The sequence below is a fragment of the Vibrio ishigakensis genome, from assembly GCF_024347675.1.
GTDB lineage: Bacteria > Pseudomonadota > Gammaproteobacteria > Enterobacterales > Vibrionaceae > Vibrio > Vibrio ishigakensis.
Window position 1 is genome coordinate 811,853 of sequence record NZ_AP024881.1, and the last position, 26,126, is coordinate 837,978.

Below are 26,126 nucleotides of genomic sequence, written 5' to 3' on the forward strand. Positions count from 1 at the left end.
GGCCTGCACAGCAGACCCCGATAGGTTGTTACTGGGTTTGAAGGTTCAGGGCTGGGGTTGCCTTTGCGCTTCGAAGAAGCAGGGCACCCACGGTAAGCACTACCCCGCCACAGAATAGGAAGGCCATGCGTCCCCAGAATGGGTTCGGGATAAGCACCATGGTGATAACCAGTGCGCCGAATACCAGGATCAGCTTGCCAAGCATGCTGCGTTGCTGACGGTCCACTTCATCTTGACCTGCTGCTTCAACCACAGGGGTATCAACGTCGGTCCAGAAGTGCTCAAGCTCAGCCTTACGCTCACCCACTGGCTCTTTGTAGAACTTAGTGGTCAGGCAGAAGAAGCCGCCAGTGATCACTAGATGACCAATGATGCCGTTCATTACGGTAAGGTCTGCTGCCTCACGGCTGGTAAAGCCATTCTCAAGACCAAGTAGGTTCGCAATCACGTCCGGAGTGATAACAAAGCTCACTAGGTAAGAGACAAACATGCCCACAGCTAGGGTTGCCCACGCTGCCCAGTCAGGGGTTTTCTTGATGAACATACCGAAGAACAGAGGCACTAGGATTGGCATCTGAAGCAGGGTACTCACGTACATCATGGCGTCGAATAGACTTAGGCCACGCAGTGAGTTGATAAACAGAGCGACCATGATGATCAGAGCGCCGAATACTACAGTTACGCTTTGGCTCACGCGCATCAGTTTCTTCTCTGATGCTTCCTTGTTGATGATAGGGCTGTAGAAGTTACGAACGAATACGCCTGCGTTGCGGTTTAGACCCGAGTCCATAGAAGACATGGTTGCTGCAAATACCGCTGACATAAGAAGGCCAACCATACCTACTGGCATCACTCGCTCAACGAATACTAGATAAACTGCGTCTGCTGCTTTTCCGCCAAGGGCATCGGCGTGCGCCATAGCGGCATCAGGATAGATAACTGCGGTTACCCAAGGTGGCATAAACCAGATAGCAGGGCCGATAAGCATTAGAACAAATGCAAGTAGAGCAGCCTTACGCGCATTGGTAGAGTCTTTCGCAGTTAGGAAGCGATAAGAGTCCTGCATGTTGTTGATGTTTTGCAGCTGTTTAACGAACATGAAGATGAACCAAGCCACGAACAGCAATGGATAGTTCATGTTTGGACCCATGATGGACTCAGCAGGGAATTGCTCAATCAGGTTGCTTGGACCGCCGATCTTGATGATGGCCGCCACGGCGCACACCACAGTTACCGCCATGATCACAACCATCTGTACAAAGTCAGAGGCAACAACACCCCAAGAACCACCGATTACTGAGATAAACAGTACGATAAGGCCGGTTACTACGATAGTGGTCTCGATATCTATCTTAAATACCGCACTTACAAACAGCGCCAATCCGTTTAGCCAGATACCGGTATAAACGATACTGGTTGGCATGGTTGCCCAAGTGAACACCTGCTCATTGGTTGCACCAAAGCGGCGACGTACACCTTCAACCGGTGTTACTACGCGCATCTGACGGAAGCGATATGAGAAGAACAGCCAAGAGAGCAGGAAGCCAAAGGCGTTCGCCATAAAGATAACCATGATAGGGAAGCCGTCAGTGAACGCCTTGCCAGCTGCACCGGTGAAGGTCCAGGCGCTAAATTGGGTCATAAAGGCCGTTGAACCTACCATCCACCACAGCATCTTACCGCCCCCTCGGAAGTAGTCGCTGGTGGAGTTACCTGCAAGGCGTTTGAATATGATCCCGACTGCGACCATAAAGATGAAGTAGATCCCTACTACCAGAATATCTATGTTCATATTGCTTACTCAGTTAAAAATTGAAGGGTACTAATTTGTTTTTGAAATACCGTTTCATTATCGATCTGAGTAATGAATAGATCTAACTCTTTTGGGTAAAAATGTGATCTATGAAATAGTGTTTTATTTTTATTGATGTCGCGGTTTTATATTTTTCATTTGTGTTTAAGTTAATGAAAAATATAGGCTTATATTTTTATTAGGAGACTATGTCGAGGTTAAGCGTGTGAGTTACTGATTAGATATCGGCGAGCGCCGATGAAAGAGGGAGAGAGGCAAATTTTAGGCGTAAAAAAGCCGAGCCATTGGATGAGTAATCACCCAAATTAGACTCGGCCATATCGAGATTAAGCTAGTACTGTGCGCACGTAGTCTTCGATCTCTGCAACTTGGCAGTTTTCGAAGAAGCACTGCTGGAAGCGCTCGCCGCTTACTGCAGTTTTTACTAGTTCAGGGTCGATAGCTTTTAGCGTATCTAGGAAGTTTTCCTTAACCACAGCCGCTTTCACATCGTTTAGGATGGCAGCGTTTGCTTGCTGTGGAACGACTCGCTCTACTGGGTAACCTTGACCGCGCTCACCGGTAGTGAATGCTTTTTCAAAGATATAGCGAACGTTCAGCTCAGCACCCCAACCAAAGCCTTTAGCAAATGCTAGAGATAGCGCGTTGCCATTGTTGATTTGGTTAAATAGGAATGCATCCGAAGGATCTAGGCAGTAGCCACAAACCACACCTGGGTGGATGTTAAGCGACATCATTGCACCTTGACCAGTACCACAACCCGTCACAACGAAGTCAACTGCTTTAGAGTTGACTAGGATGCTAGCCATGATGCCTAGGTGGATGTAGGTTAGGTGATGATCGTTTTCGTCACTCATACCTACGTTGAATACTGTGTCACCTTGTGGTGCTACTACTTGCTGAAGCTCGTTTAGAACAACTGCGTTTTTACCCGCTTGGCTGTTCTCCATCATTAGAGCGATTTTCATAGGAATCTCCGAAATCAGATTTACTCGATAAAGTCTTTACGCATTGGTGTGAAGTTGTCTAGCAACACACCTTTCTCTAGGCATTTTGCACCGTGGATGATGTTTGGCTCTTTGTAAAGCGCGTCACCCGCAGAAACGATCTTAGTCTCGTCACCAATAGTGAACTCGAACTTGCCAGAGATAACATAAGTTAGCTGCTCGTGTGGGTGGCTATGAAGTGCGGCAACAGTGCCTTCTTCAAAGTAAACCTCAACGCTCATCATGTTTTCGCTGTATGCCAAGATCTTGCGGCTTAGGCCGTTACCCAAATCTTCCAACTCGATGTCTTTGTTGTAATTAAACATTTGCTTTTTACCCAGTTTTAGCGGGCTAACCAACCGCCATCTACAGCGATGGTGTAGCCATTAATATAGTTAGAGGCAGACGATGCTAGGAACACACATGGTCCCGCTAGATCTTCTGGCGTACCCCAGCGGTTGGCTGGAATGCGCTCAAGGATCTCATTGTTACGCTTCTCGTCTGCGCGTAGTGCCGCCGTGTTGTCCGTCGCCATATAACCTGGTGCGATAGCATTCACGTTAATACCGTGACTTGCCCACTCGTTAGCCATCAGGCGCGTAATTCCCATTACACCACTCTTTGAAGCAGTGTAAGACGGTACGCGGATACCACCTTGGAAAGACAACATGGATGCGATATTGATGATCTTGCCGCCTTCGCCTTGAGCAATGAATTGCTTAGAAACCGCTTGGGACATAAAGAAAACAGATTTCACATTGATATCCATTACTTCATCCCAGTCTTTTTCTGAGAACTCGATTGCGTCAGCGCGGCGGATAATCCCCGCGTTGTTCACTAAAACGTCGATTCGACCAAACTCAGTTACTGCCTTATCTACGATAGATGGAATGTCATCCATCTTCATTAGGTTAGCGCGAACATCAAGAAACTTGCGGCCTAGTGCCTCAACCTTCTGTTTTGTCTCTGTTGGCTCGGAGATATTTACGCCAACAATGTCGCAGCCTGCGCTAGCTAGACCAACGGCCATGCCTTGACCTAGACCTGTGTTGCAACCAGTAACGATAGCGACCTTACCGGCGAGATTGAAAGAGTCGAGCATCATAGTGATTTCCTTAGTTTACCTGATCGTTATGTAATTTTGTATGACTAATGTGTCATTTCGTTGATAGCTAATCTATCCAAACTGAATTGCCGAGTCAACTAAAATGAAATGATGTTTTAATTTTATTTATTGCGCAGTTTTGAAAATGAGATCTGTGCCACCTAATTCGGTTCGTATTTTTTGAAAAACCTTTTCAAGATTTGTCGAGGGTAGGGTTATAATCACCGCGCTAATATGGAGAACAGATAACTATGGCAGAAAAGAGCACTCAGCCTGAGGCCGTATCCTCGGTACTAAAGGTATTTAAGATTTTGGAGGCCCTTGGCGAGCAAAAGGAGATCGGCGTTTCAGATCTTTCTCAAAGATTGATGATGTCTAAGGCGACTACTTACCGTTTTCTACAAACAATGAAGACCCTTGGCTATGTGGCTCAAGAGGGTGAAGCGGATAAATACAGCCTGACACTACGCCTATTTGAGTTGAGTGCTAAGTCTCTAGAGTTTGTTGACCTGATTGAATTGGCTGATCTTGAAATGACTAAGATTGGTGAGGAAACGGGTGAAGCCCTTCACCTAGGCGCTCTGGACGAAGATGCCATCATCTATATCCACAAGCTAGACGCGAAATATACCTTGCGTATGCACTCTCGTGTGGGGCGTCGTAACCCGTTGTATAGCACTGCCATCGGTAAGGTGCTGCTTGCTCCGCGAGATGAAGAGTTTGTACGCGCTTCACTTGAAGGGGTGGAATTCCACTGCAATACCAAGAACACACATAAAGATGTGGATTCGCTACTGAAAGAGCTTGAGTTGGTTCGTGAGCAGCACTTTGCTGAAGATAACGAAGAGCAAGAGCCGGGGCTATATTGTGTGGCTGCACCTATCTATGACAGATTTGGTCACGTGATTGCCGGCGTATCTATGTCTTTCCCAACAGTGCGTTTCGACGAAGAAAGACGTATGGAATATGTGGCCATGCTACACAAAGCAGGGGCAAACATTTCCTCTAAATTGGGTTTTCATAACTACCCAGCATAATAAAAGGCGAGCTTAATGCTCGCCTTTTTGTATGACTAATACTCGCCGACATCTATCTTAGATTCGTTAAAAATGCCCTTGAGTCTAGTGTCAAAACGCTCGAGTTCTGCCTTGCGTTCCTCGTCACTCATTCTCGCCGGGCCGTAAACCGTGAATGGTTCTAGAACATCGTAGCCATTGAACTCAAAGATGCCGCGATGGATAGGTCGCAGTATCCCCATCAGGTCGCCATTCCAACCGCCTTTCACATAGATCTCTTCACCGCCACCCATGGTTAGGCTGAGCATGGCTTTTTTACCCTTGAATGGCCCTGTTTCGTAGATGCGACCACGACCATAGGTGCGCGCCATAGCAAATACTCTGTCTACCCAACCTTTGAGTACCGCTGGCAACCCAAACCACCAAAGTGGGAACTGGAAGATAACCAAGTCAGCCCATTCCAGTTTTTGCAGTTCGGTTTCGATTTCCGGTGCAAAGCCGTCATTGTCGGTGGCGTGCATCTCTTCAAGCTGCTGTTTAAAGAACTCTGGGTCATGCACCGTGGTGAAGTTGTGCCTTCCAGAGGTAGGGTTAAACTCCATTGCGTGAAGATCAGAGGTTTTTACCTGATGACCTCGTGATTTAAGTGATTCCACGGATTGATTAAACAGGGCTGCATTAAAGCTCTTTGGCTCTGGGTGCCAGTAAACAACGAGTACATTCATTACTTTTTCTCCAACATCTCTACGATTGAGGTGTATTGATATTCTTTAGCTAGCTCTAGCGGAGTTTTCCCGTCGAAGCCTCTTAAATCTGTGCGAGCACCTGCGTTTATCAGGTTAGCGGCCGCTTGTGTATGACCGTGCCAGATGGCGTCGTGAAGCGGGGTATAACCATTATTTGGACCTTGGGCGTCTAAGGTTTCTTTAAAACCACCAAAGCGACTTAATAACTCAATGATCTCTGGATGTCCGTTGTAAGCCGCTTTATGCAAAGGAATGGCTTTCATATAGTGGTCCGGAATGGTTTGGTCGCCACCTAGCTCCATCAAAGCCTTTAGGCTTTCTACTTGACCATCTCTTGCTGCCACCATCACTGCGGTATGTTCATCATTGCCTGATGAGGTGATAGGTGACGCTAGATTTAGCGCGCTATGATCTTCAAGTGCCTGAATAGCTTCTGCTTTATCGCTATCACTGCCATTTGAGGTGATTAGGTTAAAGTGCGTCATCTTGGCTTGGGTATCGGCTAGGCATTTTGCATAGTCGTCAAATAGCGAATGGAACATTTGTGCTTGTTCAAGACCGAAACTGTCGTCGCTAGACGCACCGAAATCGATAAGCTGGGTCGCTTTTAGACCAAAGGTAGAGACGATCTCTGTGTTGATATCCGGTTGTGATAGCAGCAGCTTTGTCACCTGCGGCTTACGATGCCATACCGAAATCATTAGTGGGGTAACCCCATGCTTAGGGGTCTGTAGATTGATAAACGCCCCAGCCTTTAACAGAGCCTCTACCCACTTGGTCGATGTTTGCTGAGCCGCAATGTGCAATGGGGAATTACCCATTACAGGGTCAAGCTGATTGATATCAGCACCTTGTGCAAGTGCTTGGCTGAAGGCATCGAAGTCGTTATTGATAATGGCTTGTTGTAATACTGGCATTGTCATGGTGATTACCCGTTGTGCTGTGGAATGACTATAGTATTGAACAGATATTTATTAACCGGTAGTGTGTGTTTGATTACTCTTTGGATAACTAAAAGTTTATGAAATCTCTCCCGACCCAATTACCCATCTTTATCCAAGTCGCTAAAACAGGAAGTTTCGCCAGTGCAGCGCGAGCACTGGGTATATCGCCTCCAGCGGTCAGCAAAGCGATAGGCAAGCTCGAAGAAGAGTGGCAGGTGAAGCTGTTTTTGCGCTCATCCCACTCACTCAGCTTGACTCAGGTTGGGCAACAGCTGTTTGACAGTTTGACTCCGTCGGTCGAAGCGATACAAAGCACCATAGAGCAGGTGACTGATGACTCTAGTAGCGTCACAGGTAAGCTAAAGATCAATCTGCCTGCTAGCTCCATAGGTCAAGAACACATATTGCCCCTTATCTTGGAGTTTATGCAGGAAAACACGGAGATCAGCTGCGACCTTCGCTTTGATGACCGAGTAGTGGACCTAGTAGAGCATGGTTTTGACCTAGGTATTGGCACTTCTATCAACCAAGACTCGCGCCTGATTGCTCGCCCACTGTTTGAGGTGAGTATAGGTATGTATGCCAGTAAGGATTATCTCGCAAGAAAAGGTACGCCGAAAACACTGCAAGAGTTGGAGCAACACGATTGTATTCCAGTGCGCTCCCTCACCAGTGGTCGATTTCACAGCTGGCGACTAAAAGAGGGTGAGCAGTTTAAGTTGTATGAGCCCAAAGGGCGCCTTGAGGTGAATCACTTTAAAGCTGCAAAAGAGGCCGCTTTGAAAGGCGCGGGTATTGTTTGTCTGGGCAGTTGGATGTTTGATGATGAGCTAGAAAGAGGCGAGATAGTACCTATCATGCAGCCCTTCTGGGGCGAGTCTATTCCCGTGTGGCTCTATTATTCCTCTAGAGAGTTTCTGCCAACACGAGTTCGCGCCTTGATAGATTTTTTAGTGGCGAACATCCACAAGGTGGCTAGCTAAGGCGCTTATGCCCTCTGGCTTGCGCGTCTTTTAGATAAATCTGCAAACACTTAAAACAGAGCTCTCTAAACCAGCGATGGGACAGGTCTTTTTGGTGTTTGGCATGCCACAAAAGATAATAGCTGTGGCTTGGCAGGCGAAAGGGCAGTTTAGCAATATGAAGGTCTGGATAGTTGCCCGCGATGTGCAGTGGTGCGGTAATCAGTGCTTTGCTTCGCCTAACCACCTCCATTGCTGAATCGAATGACGGCACCTTGGCCAGTATTTGGCGCGATTGTTGATGCTCCACAAATACCTGTTTGACCGCCTGCTTCATCTCTTGCATTCCATGGACAGTAATATGTTTGGCATCGAGATAATCCGTGATAGCTAGAGGCTTATTCGCGAGCGAGTTATCCTTGTTCATCACTACCACATATTCATCTTGGATAAGCTTTTTACCATGGATATTTTCAGGAAAGGTATCTAGGGTTGTGGCCAGTAGCTCTACCGAGTCCTCTAGCATTGAGCCAAGGTTTTGCTGTTGCCAAAGTAGACTGTGCAGGCTGGATTTGGGTGCTTGCTTTTCTAACTCTAAACATATCAAGGGCGCGATATGTTCAGACAGAAATGCGGTGTAGGCTAACCTGAACTCTCTAGTGCACTCCTTTGGTTCAAATTGCTCTGCCGCATACAGCTTATCCAGACTCTCTATTATCAAAGGCAACTGTTTTAGCAACTCTTCTCCACGTGCAGTCACCACAAAACCTTTCCCTTGACGCACTAGTATTGGATCTGCAAAGGCTTCTCGGATCTGTGCTAGGGTGCGGCTCATTGCTGATTGGGTGACATTAAGCTTGTGTGCAGACTCGGTAAGACTTCGAGTCTGCAACAGGATGAGCAGAGGTTTTAGCAGTTTATAGTTATGCATCTCTATCCTTAGAGGGTTTTTAGCATCCAAACATCACAGCCATTATGCAGTGTCCCTTCAAGGGGCTGAGCTAGGTGTTCAAAGCCGAGCTTCTCATACAGACGAACCGCAGAAGTCATGTTGGATAGGGTATCCAAGTAACATTGGGTAAAGCCTTGCTGCTTGGCAAACTCAAGACACATTTCAGAGAGTTTCTTGCCCAGTCCAAGGCCTCGGCTCTCTTTGAGCAAGAACAACTTTTTCAGCTCACAGGTATCTGAACCCGGTTCAAAGGGAGCCAACCCACAACCCCCGACTAACTTGCCATCAAGCAGGGCGACCAGATATAGGCTCTGGTTTTCTGCGGTGTAAAACTGGCTCATGTTTTCCACTTCTGCATCTGATGGGCCAAAGCCTTCGCCCACTGCGCCATATTCAGCGCCAACGCTTTTTATTACCAGACACAGATCGGCATCATACTGTTTTGATACTTTGACTATCTCTAAACTCATACTCTTATTCCATGGGGTTAACGTTTGATAGTCACTCTATCTATTAACGATTTTAACTAAAAATCACATTAAGTCATTTCAAGCATAATAAAAACTCATGATTGATTTGATAACCTGTCTTTTTTCACGCGAATATCAATATGTAACTGAGTGTTTCAGTGGGTTAACTCTGGATGCGTTTAAATGCATATTAGGGAGTAATATTTTATGAGCGCACTCAACATTTCCAGTGAAGAATCTGAACTTAGTGAAATGTTGTTATCTAATGATAGAAGCTATCTAAAAATCATAAACTGCCTCGAAATGAGGCGTACTTCAGGTTTTGACTATTATCCAATTATTTATGAAAAAAAGACTTAACGGTTTATCTCTTGCGCTTGCTGCCTCCCTTTCTTTTTCTGTTGCAGCTACGCCAATTGCAGTACCTAATCCGCCGGTATTGTCGGCAAAAGGCTATGTGCTTTTAGACTATAACTCGGGTGAAGTAATTGCCGAGAGTAATGCACACACACAGCTAAAACCTGCCAGTTTGACCAAACTGATGACCAGCTACACTGCAGGACAGGAACTCAACCGTGGCAATATCTCGCAAGACGACAATGTCACCATCAGTCGTGAAGCGTGGGCGAGAAACTTTCCTGATTCATCCAAGATGTTTATCGAGGTAGGGAACAGCGTTAAATTTAGCGACCTGCTTCGAGGTCTAATCGTACAGTCGGGTAACGATGCCTCGGTTGCGATTGCAGAGCACGTTGCTGGTTCTGAAGCGGCCTTTGTTGACCTGATGAACAGCTGGGCAAGACGTCTTGAGCTAAACAACACCTACTTTGCCAACCCGCACGGTTTAGATAACCCGGATCAAGCGACTACCCCTTACGATATGGCTAAGCTTGGACAAGCACTTATCCGTGATGTGCCAGATCTGTACCCTATTTATAGCGAAGAGTCGTTTACCTATAACAACATTACCCAGCACAACCGCAACACCCTGCTTCGTGATCGCAGCATGAATGTGGATGGCATGAAAACCGGCTATACCGCAGGTGCCGGCTATAGCCTAGTGAGTTCGGCTACCCAAGGAGATATGCGATTAATCTCAGTGGTCATGGGTACCTCAAGTGCAAACACGCGCGCTGCTGAAAGTAAGCGACTGCTGAATTATGGCTTCCGCTTCTTTGAAACCATTCAGCCACACCAAGTGGATGCTGAAGTCACTTCAACCCGCATCTGGATGGGTGAAGAGAACCAGCTAAGCGTAGGCATTGCAGAAGATGTATTTATGTCTGTGCGCCGTGGTGGTGGCAAGGATATCCAAGCGGTTGTTGACCTACCAAGCAAACTGAAAGCGCCAATTCATAAAGGCGATGAGATAGGCACGGTTAACTATATGGATGCTAATAACGAGGTGATTAAGAGTGCTCCTCTAGTGGCTCTGCATGATGTTGAGCAGGGTGGCTTCTTTAAGCGCATCATTGATTACATCCGTATGTTGTTTATTTAAAAGAGTTTTCCAAACTTAGACAGAGAGCAAAGGCGTCCAATAGAGATTTATGCAAAATACAATCATTCTCATTTGAAAGGTTGTATAAATGCAAAAGATCGTAATATGGGGCGCAGCCAGCGGCCTGGGCGCCGCTATGGTGGATTATTTTTCAGCTCAGGGTTTAGAGGCTATCGCGGTGGCTCGTGACCCAAGTAAGAATCCTGCGCTGGAAAACGTCGCTACTTTGACTTGTGATGCTACCAACAAGCAACTAGTTGAGGCGGCTGTCGATGCTATCCCGAGTGATGCTTGGGTAGTCTCGAGTATGGGTAGTTTTCAGTCAGATAATCCTGTGGACTATATAGGTCATAGGCACCTTATCGATGCGCTGCAGGCGAAAGGTGTGAATCGCTTTTTGCTTGTCACTTCTTTAGGCTGTGGTGACAGCTGGCAATATTTGTCAGACCGCGCCAAGCAGGTATTTGGCAACTCGGTACGCGAGAAATCACTGGCTGAATCTTGGCTTCAAACCAGCAATTTGGATTACACCATCCTTAGGCCGGGCGGTTTGAAAGATGGTGAGCCGAACCTACAAGGTGAACTGTCTCAGTATCAAGAAGTGCATGGCTCTATCAATCGCGGTGAGGTTGCTCGCTTGGTGCATCAACTTTTTGACGATGCAGAGAGTGTCGGTCAAATCTATGCCTGTGTAGAAAAGTCCGCTTAATCTGTTGTCACCTCATCCACTAATGACGAATACCATCCTGCCTAGCGCAGTTTGGAGATGACTCGCTCAGCTCTAAAATCCAGCTGTTTTGGATTTTGGAGCATTAACATGAGCGAACTTATTATTGAGGCCATTACTGTTCTGGGTACGGCAGCCTTTGCTTTATCTGCAGTTTTAGCGGCACTTAACAAGAGAGTCGATATCTTCTCTGTCATGGTATTGGGGATCGTCACTGCAGTCGGTGGTGGCACCATACGTGATTGTATTCTAAACGTGTCGGTATTCTGGTCCCAAGAGATCTCTTATATTACCATCGCCTGCATCGCCAGTATCTCGGGGTTTTTCTTATTTCCCCTTTTAAAGATGAGTTTGATTAACAAGCTCTATCTCTATATCGATGCCCTAGCTATCGCCATGTTCGGCATACAGGGTACAGAAAAGGCGTGGTCTCTTGGCTTTGGGCTGCCATTGGCGCCAGCCATCTTGGGGGTGATTACCGCCGTCGGTGGCGGTGTAGTGCGAGACAACCTTCTGCAAAGGCCATCACTTCTGCTTAGCAAGGAGCTCTATGCCATTCCGGTAGCACTTGGCTGTTTCTTGCATAGCCTGTTCCTATACTTTGCGCCTGAGCACTCTTATGTCAGTGCGCTCTTGTGTGCAGCGCTGGTGGTATACCTTAGACATCTCTCTATTCAAAAAAACGTCACAGTGCCTCAGTGGGCTATGCTCAATCGTGATGAATAGCGGTTTGTTTATCTTCATAGGCTCTCAAGAACTTGAGAGCCTTTTTTATGTCTGCTTGATTTATGACGAACTCTATCCGTCATATCGAATTGTTTGTAGGGCAATGCCAACACATATACTGGCCTCGATTTAAACAACAGACATCAGAGGTCACCATGACACTTTCTAAACTAAACCAATTTGAAAACGGCACCTTGTTTGAGACTGAGCAAGAGATGCTTTATGTACTGCAACTAAACGGCAGTTGGTATGAGATGGGCCGCCAATACGGCGCGCTAAGCAAAGAGCCTATGCAGGCGATGTACGATAAGATCGTTCAGCCAGAATTTGATAACGGGCTTATCTCCCAAGAAGAGGCGTTTGAGCTATTTGGCCGACGCGTATTTAAGTCTCTTTCTCTGCGTCGTAAACAGTATTTCCAAGGTGTAGCGGATGGCCTAGGTTGGCCTTTGGAAAAGGTAGTGGTTCTAGACCAAAGTGGTCCAATGGCTATCTATCTTGGCAAGCTTCACTCTTTCTCTGGCTGTACTTCGCTAACGACCTGGGGCGAGAACACACAACAAGGTCACACCTTAGTAGGTCGTAATATGGATTGGTCTGAGATCTTCCTAGATTTCCCAATCTTTGTAACCGTGTATAACCCAACCGATGGCTCAAACAGCGTAGTGAACGTGAGCTGGCCAGGTTGGCAGTGGTTGGTGACTGGCTTTAATGACAAAGGCGTATACACAGACCTTCACGACGGTACCTCTATGGGCGGTAATATTGTCTCCATTGAGAAGCCATCGTTCCTTAATTCAGTGTTTGATTTTATCTCGGAAAGTGATGATATTCAGGCGCTCAGTGCGCGTTTCCAAGCTGCGAAGACTGATGTTGCTGCCATCTGGATGCTAGCAGACAAAGGCCATGCGTGTGCTTATGAGAACACCATTCAAGAGAACCGCTTGCGCGTTGCAGACAAAGGCGCACAGTCCTTTATTACGGTGAACACCTTCCTAAATCCAGATTGGGGTTTGGGCCGACGTGAAACCCAGAGTTTTTCACTAAAACGCTTCGACAACCTCGCGGCTCGCCATGCTGAAAAGGCTGGAGATCTTAACACTGAGGTGATGCGCGATATCTTTGATATTCCTCTTTACAACCAAGATGGTAGCTTCAAGGAAAATGGCGGCGTAACCAAGCCAACAAACCAAGATGTAGATCTGACTAACTATCAGGTTGTGACTGACCTAGACGAGCAGCAGCTTTGGGTAAAACTGCCTGCGCTAGAGGGTGACTGGGCACATATTGATGTGAGAGCGCTGTTTGAACAGAAGGCTTAATACAGTGGAGGGCATGGAAGCCCTTAGTCCACCTGTAGAGAGCGAAAGTGCGCTATATAGTCATCAACCGCTTTAATAATTGATTTCTTCACAGTAAGAACCTGCTTTGAATGAGGGTTCCATAGAGCAAAAGAGAACTTGAAGCTCGCCTTCAGCTCCTTGACCTCGATAGGCTCCAGATGCTCGGTAATATAGGGAGATTCTGACAACACTCTCGGAAGCCAGGCCCACCCGAGATCAGACTGGATAAGTTTGATCGCAAGAGATAGCTGATCCACCTCTTCGTTATCAGCAGAAACCACCACCTTTTCTTTTAATCCATCGTGAGTAAACGCCCTAAGCACAAATTGGCGTGTGGTTCGCAGCGCTCGTAATGCTTCGTCCTCCGGCAAGCCCGATAATGCGCCGCCTTTTTTTACGAAGGGTAAGAACTCCATATGCCCAAGGAAGGTAGAATCCTTGCCATACATACCTTTTCCTTTATCGATATTAACTAAACCAAAGTGTACATCTCCAGAATCCAATCCTTCTTGTACCTGCGCTTTATTCATCACTAAGAAATTGACCTTCATGTTCGGAAAATCTTGCGCCAATTGCTCACGAATCAGTGCCAGTAGTCCGTGTGGGGTGACACTTGAATAGCCAATATTGACCCCTTCTAAGGTTCCGTAGGCGAGGCTTAAAGCAATTTTGTCAAAGATGTTCGATTGGTCGATTACCGACTTGGCGTAGTGATAAAGAAGCTCTCCTTCCTCGGTAGGGATAACCGAGCGACCGACGCGATCAAACAGCTCAACAGCGAGGATATCCTCGAGATTGGCAATTACCTGCCCTGTAGTAGTCCTATGTTTATTTAGCTTCGCCGCTGCACGGCTGAAAGACTGCTCTTCATAGACGGTGACAAATGCAGATAGCTGCTCGATGCTGAAACTCATATTAGATCATCCAACTCATTGATTTTTCGCTCAGTTTTAACACTAACACTTATATGTAGAAATGCCAGAACCCGCTCGTTTAACCAGCTAGGTTCCACTTCTATTTGCGTTTTTATTTTAGACTTTTAGATCTCTGATTCACTCATTTTCGCTTTAGTAATTGTCGTGCTTATTCTTTCAAATTCACTATATATGACGGATGTGGCTCGTCATATCGAAGTTCGAGTTTTTTCAGTAGTAGTTGAGAATGACCGCGTTAAGGAAGCAACAGAACTCAGGTTCATTTGTACAGGGGGTGCAATATACAAACACATATAGGTAATCAAAATGAAAAAACTCACGCAATTAACGCTGATACTGTCAGCACTTGGGATGGCTACGCCTGCAATGGCTGAAGAGTCAGAACCGAATCCATCAGATCTTACTGAGACTAGCACCTCCGCATATTTCGGTTTGAATAATCAGGGCAGCCTAAAGGGCTCTATCTCTGGAGACTTCAACTTTAGTGACAAGCAGACCGGTATGCTGACTATCGAGGGCACTATGGACCGTGATGGTCATTACTCTGATAGTCGATTGCAATATTTCCATGTGTTCTCGACCACCAACCGCGTCGTACCAAGGGCGGCAGTATCGTTAGATATTATCGACAACGACATGTTTACCTCTGCATCTCTAGGGGGCGTTTTGGCGATTAACCCAGGTGTTGATGGCTTGCAGATCTTTCCTCGAGTGGGTGTACTTGCAGGTGAATACTCTGACGCATCGGTTACGGCATTCGATGCTCAAGACAGCGAGGCATATGGTGTGTCCGGTGCACTTTATATGATGTACACCATAGGTAAAGACGGCACCTATATCGGCGCTTGGCCTGAATACAACTACCTCGATGGTGATATAGAAACGTCGCTCTTGAAATCAACCGTCATGATTGCCACTCCATTCTCCAAAGATAAGACTCGCTGGGGCCAGCTTAGAATCGATAACACCTCTGGTTACATGAAGACTAGCCAACAATCTTTAGATATCGATGACACCGTGGTGTGGGCGAACTACAAGTTCTATTTTTAAGCTTGTAGTTACTACTGGTAGTTGTAAAAAAACAGCCGCTGAAGCGGCTGTTTTACTTTTACTCTACGCAGTTCCAGGAACCTGCATCGATTGAGTTGATCCAGTCTCGAATAAGGGCAACCCCTTCTTTATGAACCACATGACGACCTAGCTCTGGCATCATGTTGCCGTTATCAACATTGATGCGGTAGTGAAGCACTGAGTTGTCTGCATCTCCCGGTACGATTACGTAAGGTGATGGCCCTTTGTGGAAGGTGATGCCTCGAGCACAGATACCCATCTGGTCGATGCCGTCTCTCCAGTATTCAAATTTGAATGGGTTACTGGCTGCTTTACCCTCGGTGCGGTGACAGTGAGCACAGTTAACATCTAGGTACGCCTTCGCATAATCAAGGAGCTCATCATCGGTTAGATTGCTCGCACCAGACTCCGTGTCAAACACAGGGGTCTTAGGCAGGTTCTCCGGTGTATTTGGCAGAGCCGCGTTGAATAGGCCTAGGGTTTCCCAGTGGGTCAGTTGGTTGGAACCACTCACTGTTGCTTGTACGCTATTAAGGTTGCGAGTCTTAGGCCCGATTGGTGAGAAGCCTTTTGGTTGTGTGCTTCCCACAGGGTCAGCAACATCGGCTTCCACCTTGTGGCATAGGGTACATTCGTTACGGCTCGGCACCTCGTAGGTGAAGCTTAGTGTCTCTCCATCGTGAACAATGCTACGCTCGAACGGAACCGATACTGCAGTTAATTGCGCGTCAGTTTTATCCTCGTTCCATACATAAGGCAGTGCCACCCAACCACTGGTGCGATGGATCAATAGACGAGTCTCGATGAGCTCTTCATTTTGACCGCGAGCGTTGGTGGTATTGCTTGGCAACACAAAGGTTTTGATGAGCACTGTGCCAACAGGGAAATCAAACACCTCTTGTTCACGATAACCCGCAGAAACGCCGTCTGGCATAACTACAAAGCGGTATTTGCGAGAATAATCCGTAAATAGCTCAACGTTCATCTCATACAAAGTTCCTTTCGCTGACGCATCTAGGTTCAGGTTCTGGGTTGGGTCTTTCGCGTCCTTGAACAGATTGTAGTGAGACAAACTGGTGCAGTTTTCACCATATGATGCGCTCTCACGGGTAATTGCATCCCAGTTAATGCCGTTTACATCTGTGGTACACAGGTCATTACCGACTATGCCGTTAGGGATGTTTGGTGTATTGGAAGCTGAGTCGTCTTGTTCCTCTTGGTTGATGCCATATTCCACTCCATTGATGGTGACAGTGTTTGGCTCAAGAGAAACCTTAGAGTCACAGCCTGCAGTGAGCAGTGTTTTTTGCTCTTGTTCAAACAGGAAGTCGGCATTAGCGCTATTCTCGGCATAGCGCAGGATTCCCATTGGATCAGTGTTGTCGACGAGAACACCCACACTAGCGCCATTGTTTACCAAGCAGTTGCTGTCTTGTTCGGTGAAGTTAGTCAGGTAATCCCAGTTGTTGCTTTGGGTCATGCCATTTAAAGCATCACGAAGGGGAGCAAACATCTGAGAGCGAATCAAGGACTCACCCGCGCCGTCGTAGAACATGGCAGGGAAGGCTTGATGCTCTAGGGTATAAGCAAGGATCATATCCTCAATCAAAGAGCCGTTAGGGTTGGCTCCGACATTGGTGACCTTGTTGTCGTGTAGATACATATTGGTTGGAACTGGGTTCCAGCCGTTCATTACTGCGTTGCCCTCAGAAGTACCATTAAGTGGACTGTAGGCCTCAGGGTTATCATTTACTAGCAGATAACTAGTCATCGCCAGCGCCATCGAGTCGTGATTTTCTATAGTGTTATTAAAGAACTCACTGTTGCGACCAGAGAGTACAACAATACCCGTACCCGGTGGCACGATGCCGACCACGCCACAGCCTCCAAGTCCATTTTCACAGGTAGTATCGACATAGTTCACTAGGTTGTTGTCACGAATAACGTTGTCGAACACGCGCACGTCATCAATCAAACGGCCTATGGTGGTTGCTCCTGGAAGGTCAAACAGCAACACGCCACCTGTGTTACCTATCGCTAGGTTTTGGTACACATCCACATTGGAGCTGTTCTCAATCTCGATACCGGCAATGTTCTTCTCGGCAACGTTTCGGCGAATTACTGCACCTATGGTTTGGCCTACATAGATACCCGCATCGGCACTGCCGTAGGACCAAGTATCCTCAATCAAGACATTCTGCGATTTAACCGGATAAATACCATAGGTGCCGCGAAGGTTACCGTTCTCATCGCGCGCCCGGGGAACCTCCATCCACACCGTTGAGACGTCACGCATTATGATGCCTTCAACGCCATCGGCTTTGATGCCGTTCTTAGAGGCTTCGGCCACCTGCAGGTCTTCAATTGTGATGTTAGAGCCACCACTGATGGCAATGCCGTCTTTACCGTCGACATTACTAAAGTCGAGATAGGTTTTATCTATGCCCGCACCGCGAAGAACTAGGTTGTTTTTGGAGTCGATGGTGAGCTGATTATTCATTTTAAAACAGCCAGCAGGTAGAGTAACTACGCTGTTATCCTCGGCAAGTTCCACCAGATTCTCAATGGCAGTAACTTCTTCTGGGCTGGCCCATTCTTGGCCATCACCGCACATAACCGGTTCGCCATAGCTGGAGAGCTCATAGCTGGTGGAGGTATTGGGTTCGTCATAGTCCTCGCTATTACAGGCCACTAGCATTGCGGAGCTGATGGCGGTAGCGATAACCGTTTTGTAAATTCCATTCATCATAATTCTTCCCTGTAACTAAACTTGATGTCGCTATGAACGGCTAAAACGTGTGGTTATATTGGATGCCATATACATAGGCATCACCCTTGGTGCGCAGTGGTATGTCCACACCAGGTAAGGAATCCGGCTCTAGTGGTTCAGTGAAGGTATTCTCTTCACCGTTTACGAAGGTAAACCCAAGATCAAGACGGCTGTTTGGAGTAAAGGCATAGGTTGCCCCCACGCTATAGTTGATGCGGTCTGTATCTGGGAGGCTAATACTTGGGTCATTGACGTTGGGTGTCTCGTCATAAGCGACGCCAGCACGAAGTGTAAATGCCGAAGTTAGGTTATAGGTAGCGCCGATAGCGTACTTAAACGAGTTGTCGAAGTTCTCGTCTTTTTGCAGCACTTCTTGTCCATCAACCGTGGCCTTTAGCTCCTCAAATACATCCCACCCCACCATCATGACGCTGTAGTGAAGGGCGAAACTGTTTGACAGTTGATGGAAACCAGAAAACTCCGCAATGCTTGGCAGGTTGAGGGTAAGGTCACCAGAGCGAGTTTCCCCAGGCATGATGATGGCGCTAGGTACATCAGAGGTGTAATCGCCATCGAACTCTACATCAACCTTGGAGCGATAGCTCAAACCAAATCTGTGGTTCTCATTGATCTCCCAAAGGGCACCGAGGTTGAATCCGTAGCCCCAACCATCGCCACCCAAAGAGCGAGCGATATCAGAGCGAGCGAAGTTTGTTCCATTCTCAAGGTTGGAGGCATCAGCCAAGATACCTAAGGTGCGCACTACCTTGGCTTTACCATAGACAACGCTTGCACCAGCGCCGACACTCCACTGATCATTGATTCGATAAGCAATGTTAGGGTTAAAGTTGATGGTCTCGAGAGTGGTTTCTCCACCGATAGGACCGGCTAAGTAGTCGGCCGGATACTTTGTTGAAAGGCCAAAGTCGGTAAACACAGCCAGCCCCCATGACCAGGATTCATTGATAGGACCTGCCAGATAGAAAGAGGGGATGACTACATCATCAACTACATCATTATTGGTTAGCTGATTGTTGAAACTAGCATCAGTAGTGTTACCCGTAGCCTTAACCTCAGCATCGACATAAGCCGCACCAAGGGATAGCTCATACGAATCGAATCGAGTAATTGCGGCTGCGTTGTGAGCCATAACCGATGAGCCATCGGCTATGGCGGCTTCACCGGCATTGGCCCTACCGAGACCAGCGGCTGAATGTTCAGTTAATTGAAACCCAGCAGAGTGAACAGCTGGAGCGCTGAAGGCCATGGTGATGGCCAAAGAGAGTGCAGTATTTCGTGACTTCAAATCCACAATGTAACTCCATGTACGACAGTAATGCGTTCTATCCTTAGCGACACTGTTTAAGTGCCCGCACGCCATGCTGATTGATGTATCAATAAATATGCGCACCAAGATACATTAGAGTTGTTTAACCTATCTGTAACAAAATGTTCACAAAAGTGTTATGTGAGTCTCATATAGATTTGAATGATGTTTTTATGGTTAATTATATGATTTATATGGCTAAATTAGATAAATTAAAACAAGTGTTTATTTTGTAGACCTGTAAACTAATGTGGTGAAGCACTAGTTTCAAATGTTGCTCATATGTATTCATTGTGTGAATATTTATTATCGAAAGCCCCTGTTTTTATTCGGGATAATAGGTAATTTAGAGTGATCCTCCTACCAGTTGTCTATTTTGTATGACAATTGGACGTGATTTATTTCTTCATAGTAAGATGGTGCACCATATAACCATATTATTTTTGTGGTTAACTAAGAAGAAAAAGAAAAAAGTTCATCGAAGTGAACACAAGTGTGCCTAGGAGGCTCCCATGGTCCAGATTGTGATAGACGGTAAGTATCGAGTAGTGGAAGAAGGACTGACACTGCTTGAGGCCGCTCAGGTGTGTGGTGTAGAGATCCCCTCTCTTTGCGGCGCAAATAAAACCGACGAGAAAGTTCCCTGTGATCTCTGCGTTGTAGAGGTTGAAAGTGGCGGTATTCAACGCTCGTGCGAATTAGATGTGTATCAGGGGCTGAGTGTGGTAACTCATTCTGAATATCTTAGCGCACATCGAAAGAAAGCCCTCGACCGCATCATGACTGACCACTATGCGGACTGCGAGGCTCCCTGCAAAACGGCGTGTCCAGCTGGTGTCGACATTCAGTCTTATCTCTATCACATCTCTCAAAATGATCATCAAAAAGCCATCGAGGTGATCAAACGCACCTTACCTATGCCTCTCTCTATTGGTCGTGTGTGTCCTGCATTCTGCGAGACAGAATGCCGCCGAGGTTTGGTGGATGACTCGATCGCTATTCGCCAGCTAAAGCGCCATGCAGCGGATGCGGACCTCGAGGCTCAAGAAGCCTATATGCCACAGAAAAAAGCCGATAAAAATAAGCACATTGCCATTGTGGGAAGTGGACCGGGTGGATTGACTGCAGGTTATTATCTATCCAATGAGGGCTATGAGGTCACTGTATTCGAGTCTATGCCACACGCTGGTGGTTGGCTTCGTTACGGCATCCCTGAATATCGACTGCCTAAGAGCATTCTCGATAAAGAGATAGAGCTGATGTGCCGTAATGGTATGCAGATCGAGTGTGGCAAAAAGCTGGGGGAGGATATTACTCTTTCTTCGCTCAGTGAGAAGTATGACGCTGTCTGTCTCGCCGTTGGCGCATCAAAGGCAGTAGAGATGAACTATGCAGGTAGCGACCTAGATGGCTGCTACCTAGGGGTGGATTATCTTAAGGATTATGTCACTGACAAAAACTATCTGACCGGTAAAAAGGTCGCAGTCATAGGTGGCGGTAACACGGCGATTGATTGCGCCCGAACTGCAGTACGTGACGGTGCCGATACTACGCTTATCTATCGACGTACCCGTGCCGAGATGCCCGCGGAAGACTACGAGATTGAAGAGGCAGAGCACGAGGGAGTTAAGTTTCACTTTTTGACTAACCCTGCGGAGAATATTGCAGGCAGTGATGGCCGCGTCGAGGCGATTCGTCTTGAGAAGATGGAGCTAGGACCTGCGGATGCCTCTGGTCGACGCAGCCCGAAGGCAACCGGTGAGTTCTTTACCGAAGCCTTTGATACAGTGATAGCTGCGGTATCACAAAAACCGGATCTTAGCTTTATGCAAGATGAGCCAGTGGAAATCCCGCTGACTCGCTGGAATACCGCCGATGTAAACCCTGACACCATGCATACTGGTAGTGGCAATATCTTTAGTATTGGCGATTTTAGGCGTGGTCCTGCGACTGCAGTTGAGGCGGTCGCCGATGGGCGTGTGGTGGCTGAAGCCATAGACAGATTCTTCGATGGGGATATGGAAAACATTCCAGTCACTCCGTTCAATGCGCGCAAGGGTAAGGCTCTAAAGCAGGTAGACTCGGCTCAGTTTGAAAACATTCAGAAAGTTGCGCGCAAGCTCATGCCTGAGCTGAGCAGTGCTCAGCGTGAGCAGAGTTTTGCTGAGGTAGAGCTTGGTTTCGACAATGCTGAAGCTATGGCTGAAGCGGCGAGGTGTCTAGAGTGTGGCTGTCAGGCGAATACTAACTGCGACCTACGCGATTATTCTACTGAATATGGTGCAAGCCAGACCAATATAGAGATTAAATCTGATTGTGATTGGCAAGCTATCCGCAACAGTGACACTAGACAAAAATTCAGTGTAGATAACAGCTCAGAGTTTATCGTGTTTGATGCCAACCGCTGTATCAGCTGTGGTCAGTGCGTGCAGGCGTGTCGTGAACAGTCGGTTCATGGCGTGCTGAGCTTTATGAGCAATAAAGATGGCAGACCTGGCTCTAGACCTGAGTGTCGTCCTAGTTTTGGTCCGAATCAAACCTTAATGGGGGATTCAGCTTGTGTGCAGTGCGGTGCTTGTATTCAGGTCTGCCCCACTGGCGCTATGATGGATGGTCGCGACCGTGCCCAAGGTCGCATCGAAAACCTTAAGGTGGTGGATACCATCTGCACCTACTGCGGAGTGGGCTGTAAGGTCTCTATGCATGTGGATGAAGATGCTAACCAGATCCGCTACGTGAAGGGAGGCGATTCACCGGTCAACGAGGGTATGCTGTGTGTTAAAGGTCGCTTTGGCTTTGATTTCATTGGCAGTGACGAGCGCCTTACGACGCCCCTGATCCGCAAAGACGGTTGGCTTCAGCCGGCTTCTTGGGAAGAGGCGATAGAGCTGGTGGCAAGCAAGTTCACTTCTATCAAACAAAGCTTTGGTGGTAACGCGCTTGCGGGCTTCTCTTCGGCTAAAACTACTAACGAAGATAACTATGCCTTCCAGAAGTTTGTTCGCCGAGAGCTAGGTACTAACAATGTCGATCACTGCGCTCGTCTTTGTCACGCTTCAACTGTAACTGGACTTGAAGCGTCGCTAGGTAGCGGTGCTATGACCAATGACATACCGAGTATAAAGCACTCTGATGTCATCTTTGTTATTGGCTCTGACACCACAGCGGCACACCCGATCATCGCATCACACATTAAGCAAGCGGTTCGCCATCATGGAGCTAGGCTGATTGTTGCTGACCCTAAGCGTATCGAACTGGCTGATCATGCAGAGCTTTATATGGCGCAGCGACCTGGAACTGATGTAATGCTGATAAACGGTGTAATGCAGCAGATCATCAAGAACGGTTGGTATGACAGGGAGTATATCGAAGAGCGTGTAGACGGCTTCGATACCTTGCTACAAGAGGTGATGTCTCCAAGCTATGCCCTAGATAAGGTTGAGCTAGTTACAGGTATCAAGGCAGAAGATATTTTCGCTATGGCGCGCACCATAGGCACCGCAAAACGCACCGCCGTTTATTATGCGATGGGCATTACCCAGCACACTACGGGTCACGACAATGTACGCTCTATCGCGAACCTGCAAATGCTGTGCGGTAACATCGGCATTGAGGGGGGCGGTATTAACCCACTGCGTGGTCAGTCGAATGTGCAAGGCGCGTGTGATATGGGAGCCCTACCGAACAATTTCCCTGGCTATCAAAAGGTCTACAACCCTCTAGTGCATCAGAAGTTTGCCATCGAATGGGATGCGCCAAATCTACCAACAGAAACGGGCTTAACCCTTACTGAGATTATCGATGCCGCCTGCAAGCGTGAAGTACGTGGCTTGTACGTGATGGGGGAGAACCCAGTATTGAGCGACCCTGATCAGGCGCACGTGCTAGAAGGGCTAGAGGCGCTAGATTTCTTGGTAGTTCAAGATATCTTCCTCACCGAGACGGCTCAATATGCCGATGTGGTATTACCCTCATGTTCATTTGCTGAAAAGGCAGGACACTTTACCAATACCGAGCGCCGCGTGCAGAGACTCAACCCTGTGGTTAATCCACCAGGGGAAGCACGCGAGGATTGGATGATCATCCAAGACATCGCTAAGGCAATGGGTAGCGATTGGGGTTATCGACATGTTAGCGAAATCACCAATGAGATCACTCGCGTGACACCTCAGTATGCAGGTCTGAGATGGGAAGCGATCCCTGCGCATGGGATGCAGTGGCCAAGCAACAAGAATAACCCGCAGGGCACACGTATCATGCACAAGACCCAGTTCACCCGTGGTCGCGGTCAGATGGAAGCGATCCCCTTTAGGTATGCAGCTGAACTCCCGGACGAAGAATATCCGCTAATCCTAACCACAGGCCGTATCCTAGAGCAGTTCCACACCGGAACCATGACTCGCAAGACCAAAGGCCTAGATAAACTGGCGGGTCCTCGAGCCATGATAAGCGTGGCAGATGCAGAAGAGCTAGGTATTGGTAATGGTGATATGCTGACGGTTTCAACCCGCAGGGGTAGTATCGATATCGCCGCCTTTGTGACTAAGCGAATTCAAACTGGTGTGGTGTTTATTCCATTCCACTTTGTGGAATCACCAGTAAACAGACTGACGAATACTGCGAAAGATCCCCATGCCAAGATACCTGAGTTTAAGGTGGCTGCGGTTAGGGTAGAGCGGAAAGTTGCTGAACAAGTTTAAATGTGTAGAGCCAGAGTCGAAGGACTCTGGTTTTTTTAGTTCTAGATGAGTTTCATATCGGTAATGCAGGTAAGATCGGTCTTACCGGTTGCCAGTGTTTTTCTGGCTTCTTTTCCCTTGTAATGAATTACGACAGTTAGGTTTTTCTTATCTTTCGGTAACCAGAGATCCACAAAACCATTTGGGTTAGTGGTCATCATCTTCTGCATTAGTTGTTTATGATTAGACTCGTCATAGACGGTCACGCCTACCTTTACTCCCTTTAACTCTCGAGTACAGCCTGTAGCGACGTGGAAATCGCAAGGATGGGAGTGATTGATATAGGGGGCGATAGAAATAGGGTGTTTATCTGTAATTGGGATATTGGCGTGGCTACCATCGGCAAAATTAGCAGTGATATAGGTTGGGAAGATCTGCACGCTAGCTTGGTTTGAACCATACCACTGGTTGGCTTGCACAAGTGCCTGCTCAGGCGTAAGTTTTTCAAACTCACTGCCTTGGCTAGCAAGGGCACTGAAACTAGCCAAAAGCATAACCCCAGCGACTAATTTGTTTATTGCCTTCATCTTTATTCCTCAATTTCGTATCTGATATTGAGGAGCTTAAGACCTATGACCTGCACCTAGGTCAACAATAAATGCCGGCTATTTTGCGATGGGCTGAACTGGGGTGGGTTCTTCTTGGGTTTTGTCGTCTTCGACTTTTTTAACAATCCAGTGGACTGTTTTTGTTAGATAAAGTTTATTGGTTTCTCGCTGACACCAGCTTTTCGAGAGTTTACGGCGATTGAACTCACTACCGATAGCGGCTTTGGTTTGGTTGGTGGCACGATTGTAATAGAGGGTGTCACACAGTTGCAGGTTAGTCATGTACTGTGGATAGACGTTAACCGAAGAGGTATTAACGTTTAATGCCTTTGATTGGTTATGTGTACAGCCGGCTAAAGCCAGAAAAGACAAAAGAATAGCGCTCTTTTTCATTATTAATATCGACAAGGTCGGGAGCAAAAGTGAGCCTATTATAAGCGCTAGAAATGGGTTTGTATGTCAATTTTGCAACAGGGAGTAACACCGAGCAAAAACTCGGTGTCATCGATTAAATACCAGAGAAGGTGTGGCTATAAGACAGGATAATCTTTTGATCTGAACCATAGTCGTTATCCATGACCAAACCAAATAAACTAATAGAATCTTTTGGTGTGAAGTTGTAGCCAAGACCGGCACCCAACCAATAGCCAAAATAGTCATCAGAGCCCATAGATACACCGGCAAAGGTGAGGGTAGTGAACTCTTTGTTGATAGGTTTTAATGCGAAGTAGCCAACGTATCCACCGGTACTGTCGCTAGGATGGAGTACATATGGGTTGGACGGGTCGAATTCAGGGTCTCCAGCATCTAGCGGGCGCTCACCATCGGTATAGTTAAAACCAGCCATAGGGAAGATCTGCCAGCCTGCCGGCTCGAAACCAAACTCAGATAGAGGTACAAAGGTGCCTACGCTGTAGTTGTTGTAGTTGGAGCCGTCGTCGTACTCGCTCTTTCCGAAGTTGAAGTTGACGATACCAAAATCAAATAGCCAAGAACCACCCAAGCTCCACTCTTGTGTCTCGGGATGATAGCGAGCGTTAATCTTCTGTGCTTCACTTAGACCAATGGAGCCAGAAATGGCATATCCAAAGTCTTCCGTTTCAAAGTTATAATCGCCACCGATCCCCAACTTGGTCATAACACGTGTGGGGTCGTTCGCATCCTTGTTCTCGTTATCATAGATATCCCTTTTCTCTGCAGTTTGTTTTTTGTTGTCAGCCATCTCTTCGGCCAACACATGCATAGAGGTTGGGCTCAGAAGTAGTGCAACAAGGCTTTTAGAAACTAATTTTTGCATTGAGGGATGGACTCCGAATAAAGCACTAAAGGGGAATAGGCATGGGTTTCAGTGAGTAGACTGAGACCGCAGGGGAGTCTAATGATTGGCGAGATAGAGGTCTATTGACCAATGCTTATATCAGATACAAGCATTGGTTATATCCTAG

22 protein-coding genes are annotated in these 26,126 nt (G+C 47.2%); 8 read left to right on the plus strand and 14 right to left on the minus strand.

Annotation, left to right across the window (positions count from 1 at the left end):
- Nucleotides 1-28 precede the first annotated feature (28 nt).
- The 4 genes from Pcarn_RS03885 to kduD form a co-directional block, all read right to left on the minus strand.
- Nucleotides 29-1,792, minus strand: coding sequence for a sodium:solute symporter family protein (locus Pcarn_RS03885; protein WP_261835079.1), 1,764 nt, complete (start codon nt 1,790-1,792; stop codon nt 29-31).
- Between the two features lie 347 nt (nt 1,793-2,139).
- Nucleotides 2,140-2,781 (minus strand): RpiB/LacA/LacB family sugar-phosphate isomerase, encoded by a 642-nt coding sequence (locus Pcarn_RS03890; RefSeq protein ID WP_261835080.1) that lies wholly within the window; start codon nt 2,779-2,781, stop codon nt 2,140-2,142.
- Nucleotides 2,782-2,801: 20 nt separating this feature from the next.
- On the minus strand, nt 2,802-3,125 hold the full coding sequence (locus Pcarn_RS03895) for a cupin domain-containing protein (protein WP_261835081.1): 324 nt from the start codon (nt 3,123-3,125) through the stop codon (nt 2,802-2,804).
- Nucleotides 3,126-3,142: 17 nt separating this feature from the next.
- Entirely contained in the window at nt 3,143-3,904 is a 762-nt protein-coding gene (kduD, locus tag Pcarn_RS03900; RefSeq protein WP_261835082.1) for a 2-dehydro-3-deoxy-D-gluconate 5-dehydrogenase KduD, read from the minus strand.
- A gap of 251 nt (nt 3,905-4,155) precedes the next feature.
- Between kduD and kdgR the strand changes: the two genes are divergently transcribed.
- Nucleotides 4,156-4,941, plus strand: coding sequence for a DNA-binding transcriptional regulator KdgR (kdgR, locus tag Pcarn_RS03905; protein ID WP_261835083.1), 786 nt, complete (start codon nt 4,156-4,158; stop codon nt 4,939-4,941).
- A gap of 35 nt (nt 4,942-4,976) precedes the next feature.
- Here kdgR and Pcarn_RS03910 read toward each other — a convergent pair whose 3' ends face one another.
- Nucleotides 4,977-5,645, minus strand: a complete 669-nt coding sequence (locus tag Pcarn_RS03910) for an NAD(P)H-dependent oxidoreductase (protein ID WP_261835084.1) — start codon at nt 5,643-5,645, stop codon at nt 4,977-4,979.
- The gene (locus Pcarn_RS03915) at nt 5,645-6,589 is read right to left on the minus strand and encodes an ankyrin repeat domain-containing protein (RefSeq protein WP_261835085.1); all 945 of its coding nucleotides are present in this window, start codon (nt 6,587-6,589) and stop codon (nt 5,645-5,647) included. The genes Pcarn_RS03910 and Pcarn_RS03915 overlap by 1 nt, the downstream gene beginning before the upstream one ends.
- Before the next feature lie 98 nt (nt 6,590-6,687).
- Here Pcarn_RS03915 and Pcarn_RS03920 point away from each other — a divergent pair, with 98 nt between their 5' ends.
- Entirely contained in the window at nt 6,688-7,593 is a 906-nt protein-coding gene (locus Pcarn_RS03920; RefSeq protein WP_261835086.1) for a LysR family transcriptional regulator, read from the plus strand.
- On the opposite strand, the gene Pcarn_RS03925 is transcribed toward Pcarn_RS03920, so the two are convergent.
- Together Pcarn_RS03925 and Pcarn_RS03930 are read right to left on the minus strand one after the other, a co-directional pair.
- Complete coding sequence (locus Pcarn_RS03925; protein WP_261835087.1) at nt 7,586-8,503, minus strand: LysR family transcriptional regulator; 918 nt, start codon at nt 8,501-8,503, stop codon at nt 7,586-7,588. The two genes, Pcarn_RS03920 and Pcarn_RS03925, sit on opposite strands and share 8 nt — an antisense overlap.
- An 8-nt stretch (nt 8,504-8,511) precedes the next feature.
- Entirely contained in the window at nt 8,512-8,994 is a 483-nt protein-coding gene (locus Pcarn_RS03930) for a GNAT family N-acetyltransferase (RefSeq protein ID WP_261835088.1), read from the minus strand.
- A 331-nt stretch (nt 8,995-9,325) separates the two neighbouring features.
- On the opposite strand from Pcarn_RS03930, the gene Pcarn_RS03935 reads away from it, so the two are divergent.
- From Pcarn_RS03935 to Pcarn_RS03950, 4 genes are all read left to right on the plus strand, one after another.
- A complete protein-coding gene (locus tag Pcarn_RS03935; protein ID WP_261835636.1) occupies nt 9,326-10,495 on the plus strand; it encodes a D-alanyl-D-alanine carboxypeptidase family protein in 1,170 nt (389 codons plus the stop codon).
- Nucleotides 10,496-10,583: 88 nt separating this feature from the next.
- Entirely contained in the window at nt 10,584-11,204 is a 621-nt protein-coding gene (locus Pcarn_RS03940; RefSeq protein WP_261835089.1) for an NAD(P)H-binding protein, read from the plus strand.
- A 108-nt stretch (nt 11,205-11,312) separates the two neighbouring features.
- Nucleotides 11,313-11,948 carry a trimeric intracellular cation channel family protein gene (locus Pcarn_RS03945; protein ID WP_261835090.1) on the plus strand — a complete coding sequence of 212 codons (636 nt, stop codon included), beginning with the start codon at nt 11,313-11,315 and terminating at the stop codon, nt 11,946-11,948.
- 155 nt (nt 11,949-12,103) lie between these two features.
- Nucleotides 12,104-13,270 (plus strand): C45 family autoproteolytic acyltransferase/hydolase, encoded by a 1,167-nt coding sequence (locus Pcarn_RS03950; RefSeq protein WP_261835091.1) that lies wholly within the window; start codon nt 12,104-12,106, stop codon nt 13,268-13,270.
- A gap of 23 nt (nt 13,271-13,293) precedes the next feature.
- On the opposite strand, the gene Pcarn_RS03955 is transcribed toward Pcarn_RS03950, so the two are convergent.
- A complete protein-coding gene (locus Pcarn_RS03955) occupies nt 13,294-14,205 on the minus strand; it encodes a LysR family transcriptional regulator (RefSeq protein WP_261835092.1) in 912 nt (303 codons plus the stop codon).
- Between the two features lie 327 nt (nt 14,206-14,532).
- Here Pcarn_RS03955 and Pcarn_RS03960 point away from each other — a divergent pair, with 327 nt between their 5' ends.
- Nucleotides 14,533-15,276: a hypothetical protein gene (locus Pcarn_RS03960; RefSeq protein WP_261835093.1), complete on the plus strand. Its 744-nt coding sequence runs from the start codon at nt 14,533-14,535 to the stop codon at nt 15,274-15,276.
- Nucleotides 15,277-15,334: 58 nt separating this feature from the next.
- On the opposite strand, the gene Pcarn_RS03965 is transcribed toward Pcarn_RS03960, so the two are convergent.
- On the minus strand, nt 15,335-18,046 hold the full coding sequence (locus Pcarn_RS03965; RefSeq protein WP_261835094.1) for an SO2930 family diheme c-type cytochrome: 2,712 nt from the start codon (nt 18,044-18,046) through the stop codon (nt 15,335-15,337).
- 40 nt (nt 18,047-18,086) lie between these two features.
- Entirely contained in the window at nt 18,087-19,379 is a 1,293-nt protein-coding gene (locus tag Pcarn_RS03970) for an outer membrane protein transport protein (RefSeq protein ID WP_261835095.1), read from the minus strand.
- A 527-nt stretch (nt 19,380-19,906) separates the two neighbouring features.
- Here Pcarn_RS03970 and fdhF point away from each other — a divergent pair.
- A complete protein-coding gene (fdhF, locus tag Pcarn_RS03975) occupies nt 19,907-24,094 on the plus strand; it encodes a formate dehydrogenase subunit alpha (RefSeq protein WP_261835096.1) in 4,188 nt (1,395 codons plus the stop codon).
- Between the two features lie 41 nt (nt 24,095-24,135).
- Here the strand turns inward: fdhF and Pcarn_RS03980 are convergent, their stop codons facing one another.
- The 3 genes from Pcarn_RS03980 to Pcarn_RS03990 form a co-directional block, all read right to left on the minus strand.
- Nucleotides 24,136-24,660, minus strand: a complete 525-nt coding sequence (locus Pcarn_RS03980; protein ID WP_261835097.1) for a CueP family metal-binding protein — start codon at nt 24,658-24,660, stop codon at nt 24,136-24,138.
- 78 nt (nt 24,661-24,738) lie between these two features.
- On the minus strand, nt 24,739-25,074 hold the full coding sequence (locus Pcarn_RS03985; RefSeq protein ID WP_261835098.1) for a hypothetical protein: 336 nt from the start codon (nt 25,072-25,074) through the stop codon (nt 24,739-24,741).
- Between the two features lie 115 nt (nt 25,075-25,189).
- Nucleotides 25,190-25,978: a hypothetical protein gene (locus tag Pcarn_RS03990; protein ID WP_261835099.1), complete on the minus strand. Its 789-nt coding sequence runs from the start codon at nt 25,976-25,978 to the stop codon at nt 25,190-25,192.
- Nucleotides 25,979-26,126 lie beyond the last annotated feature (148 nt).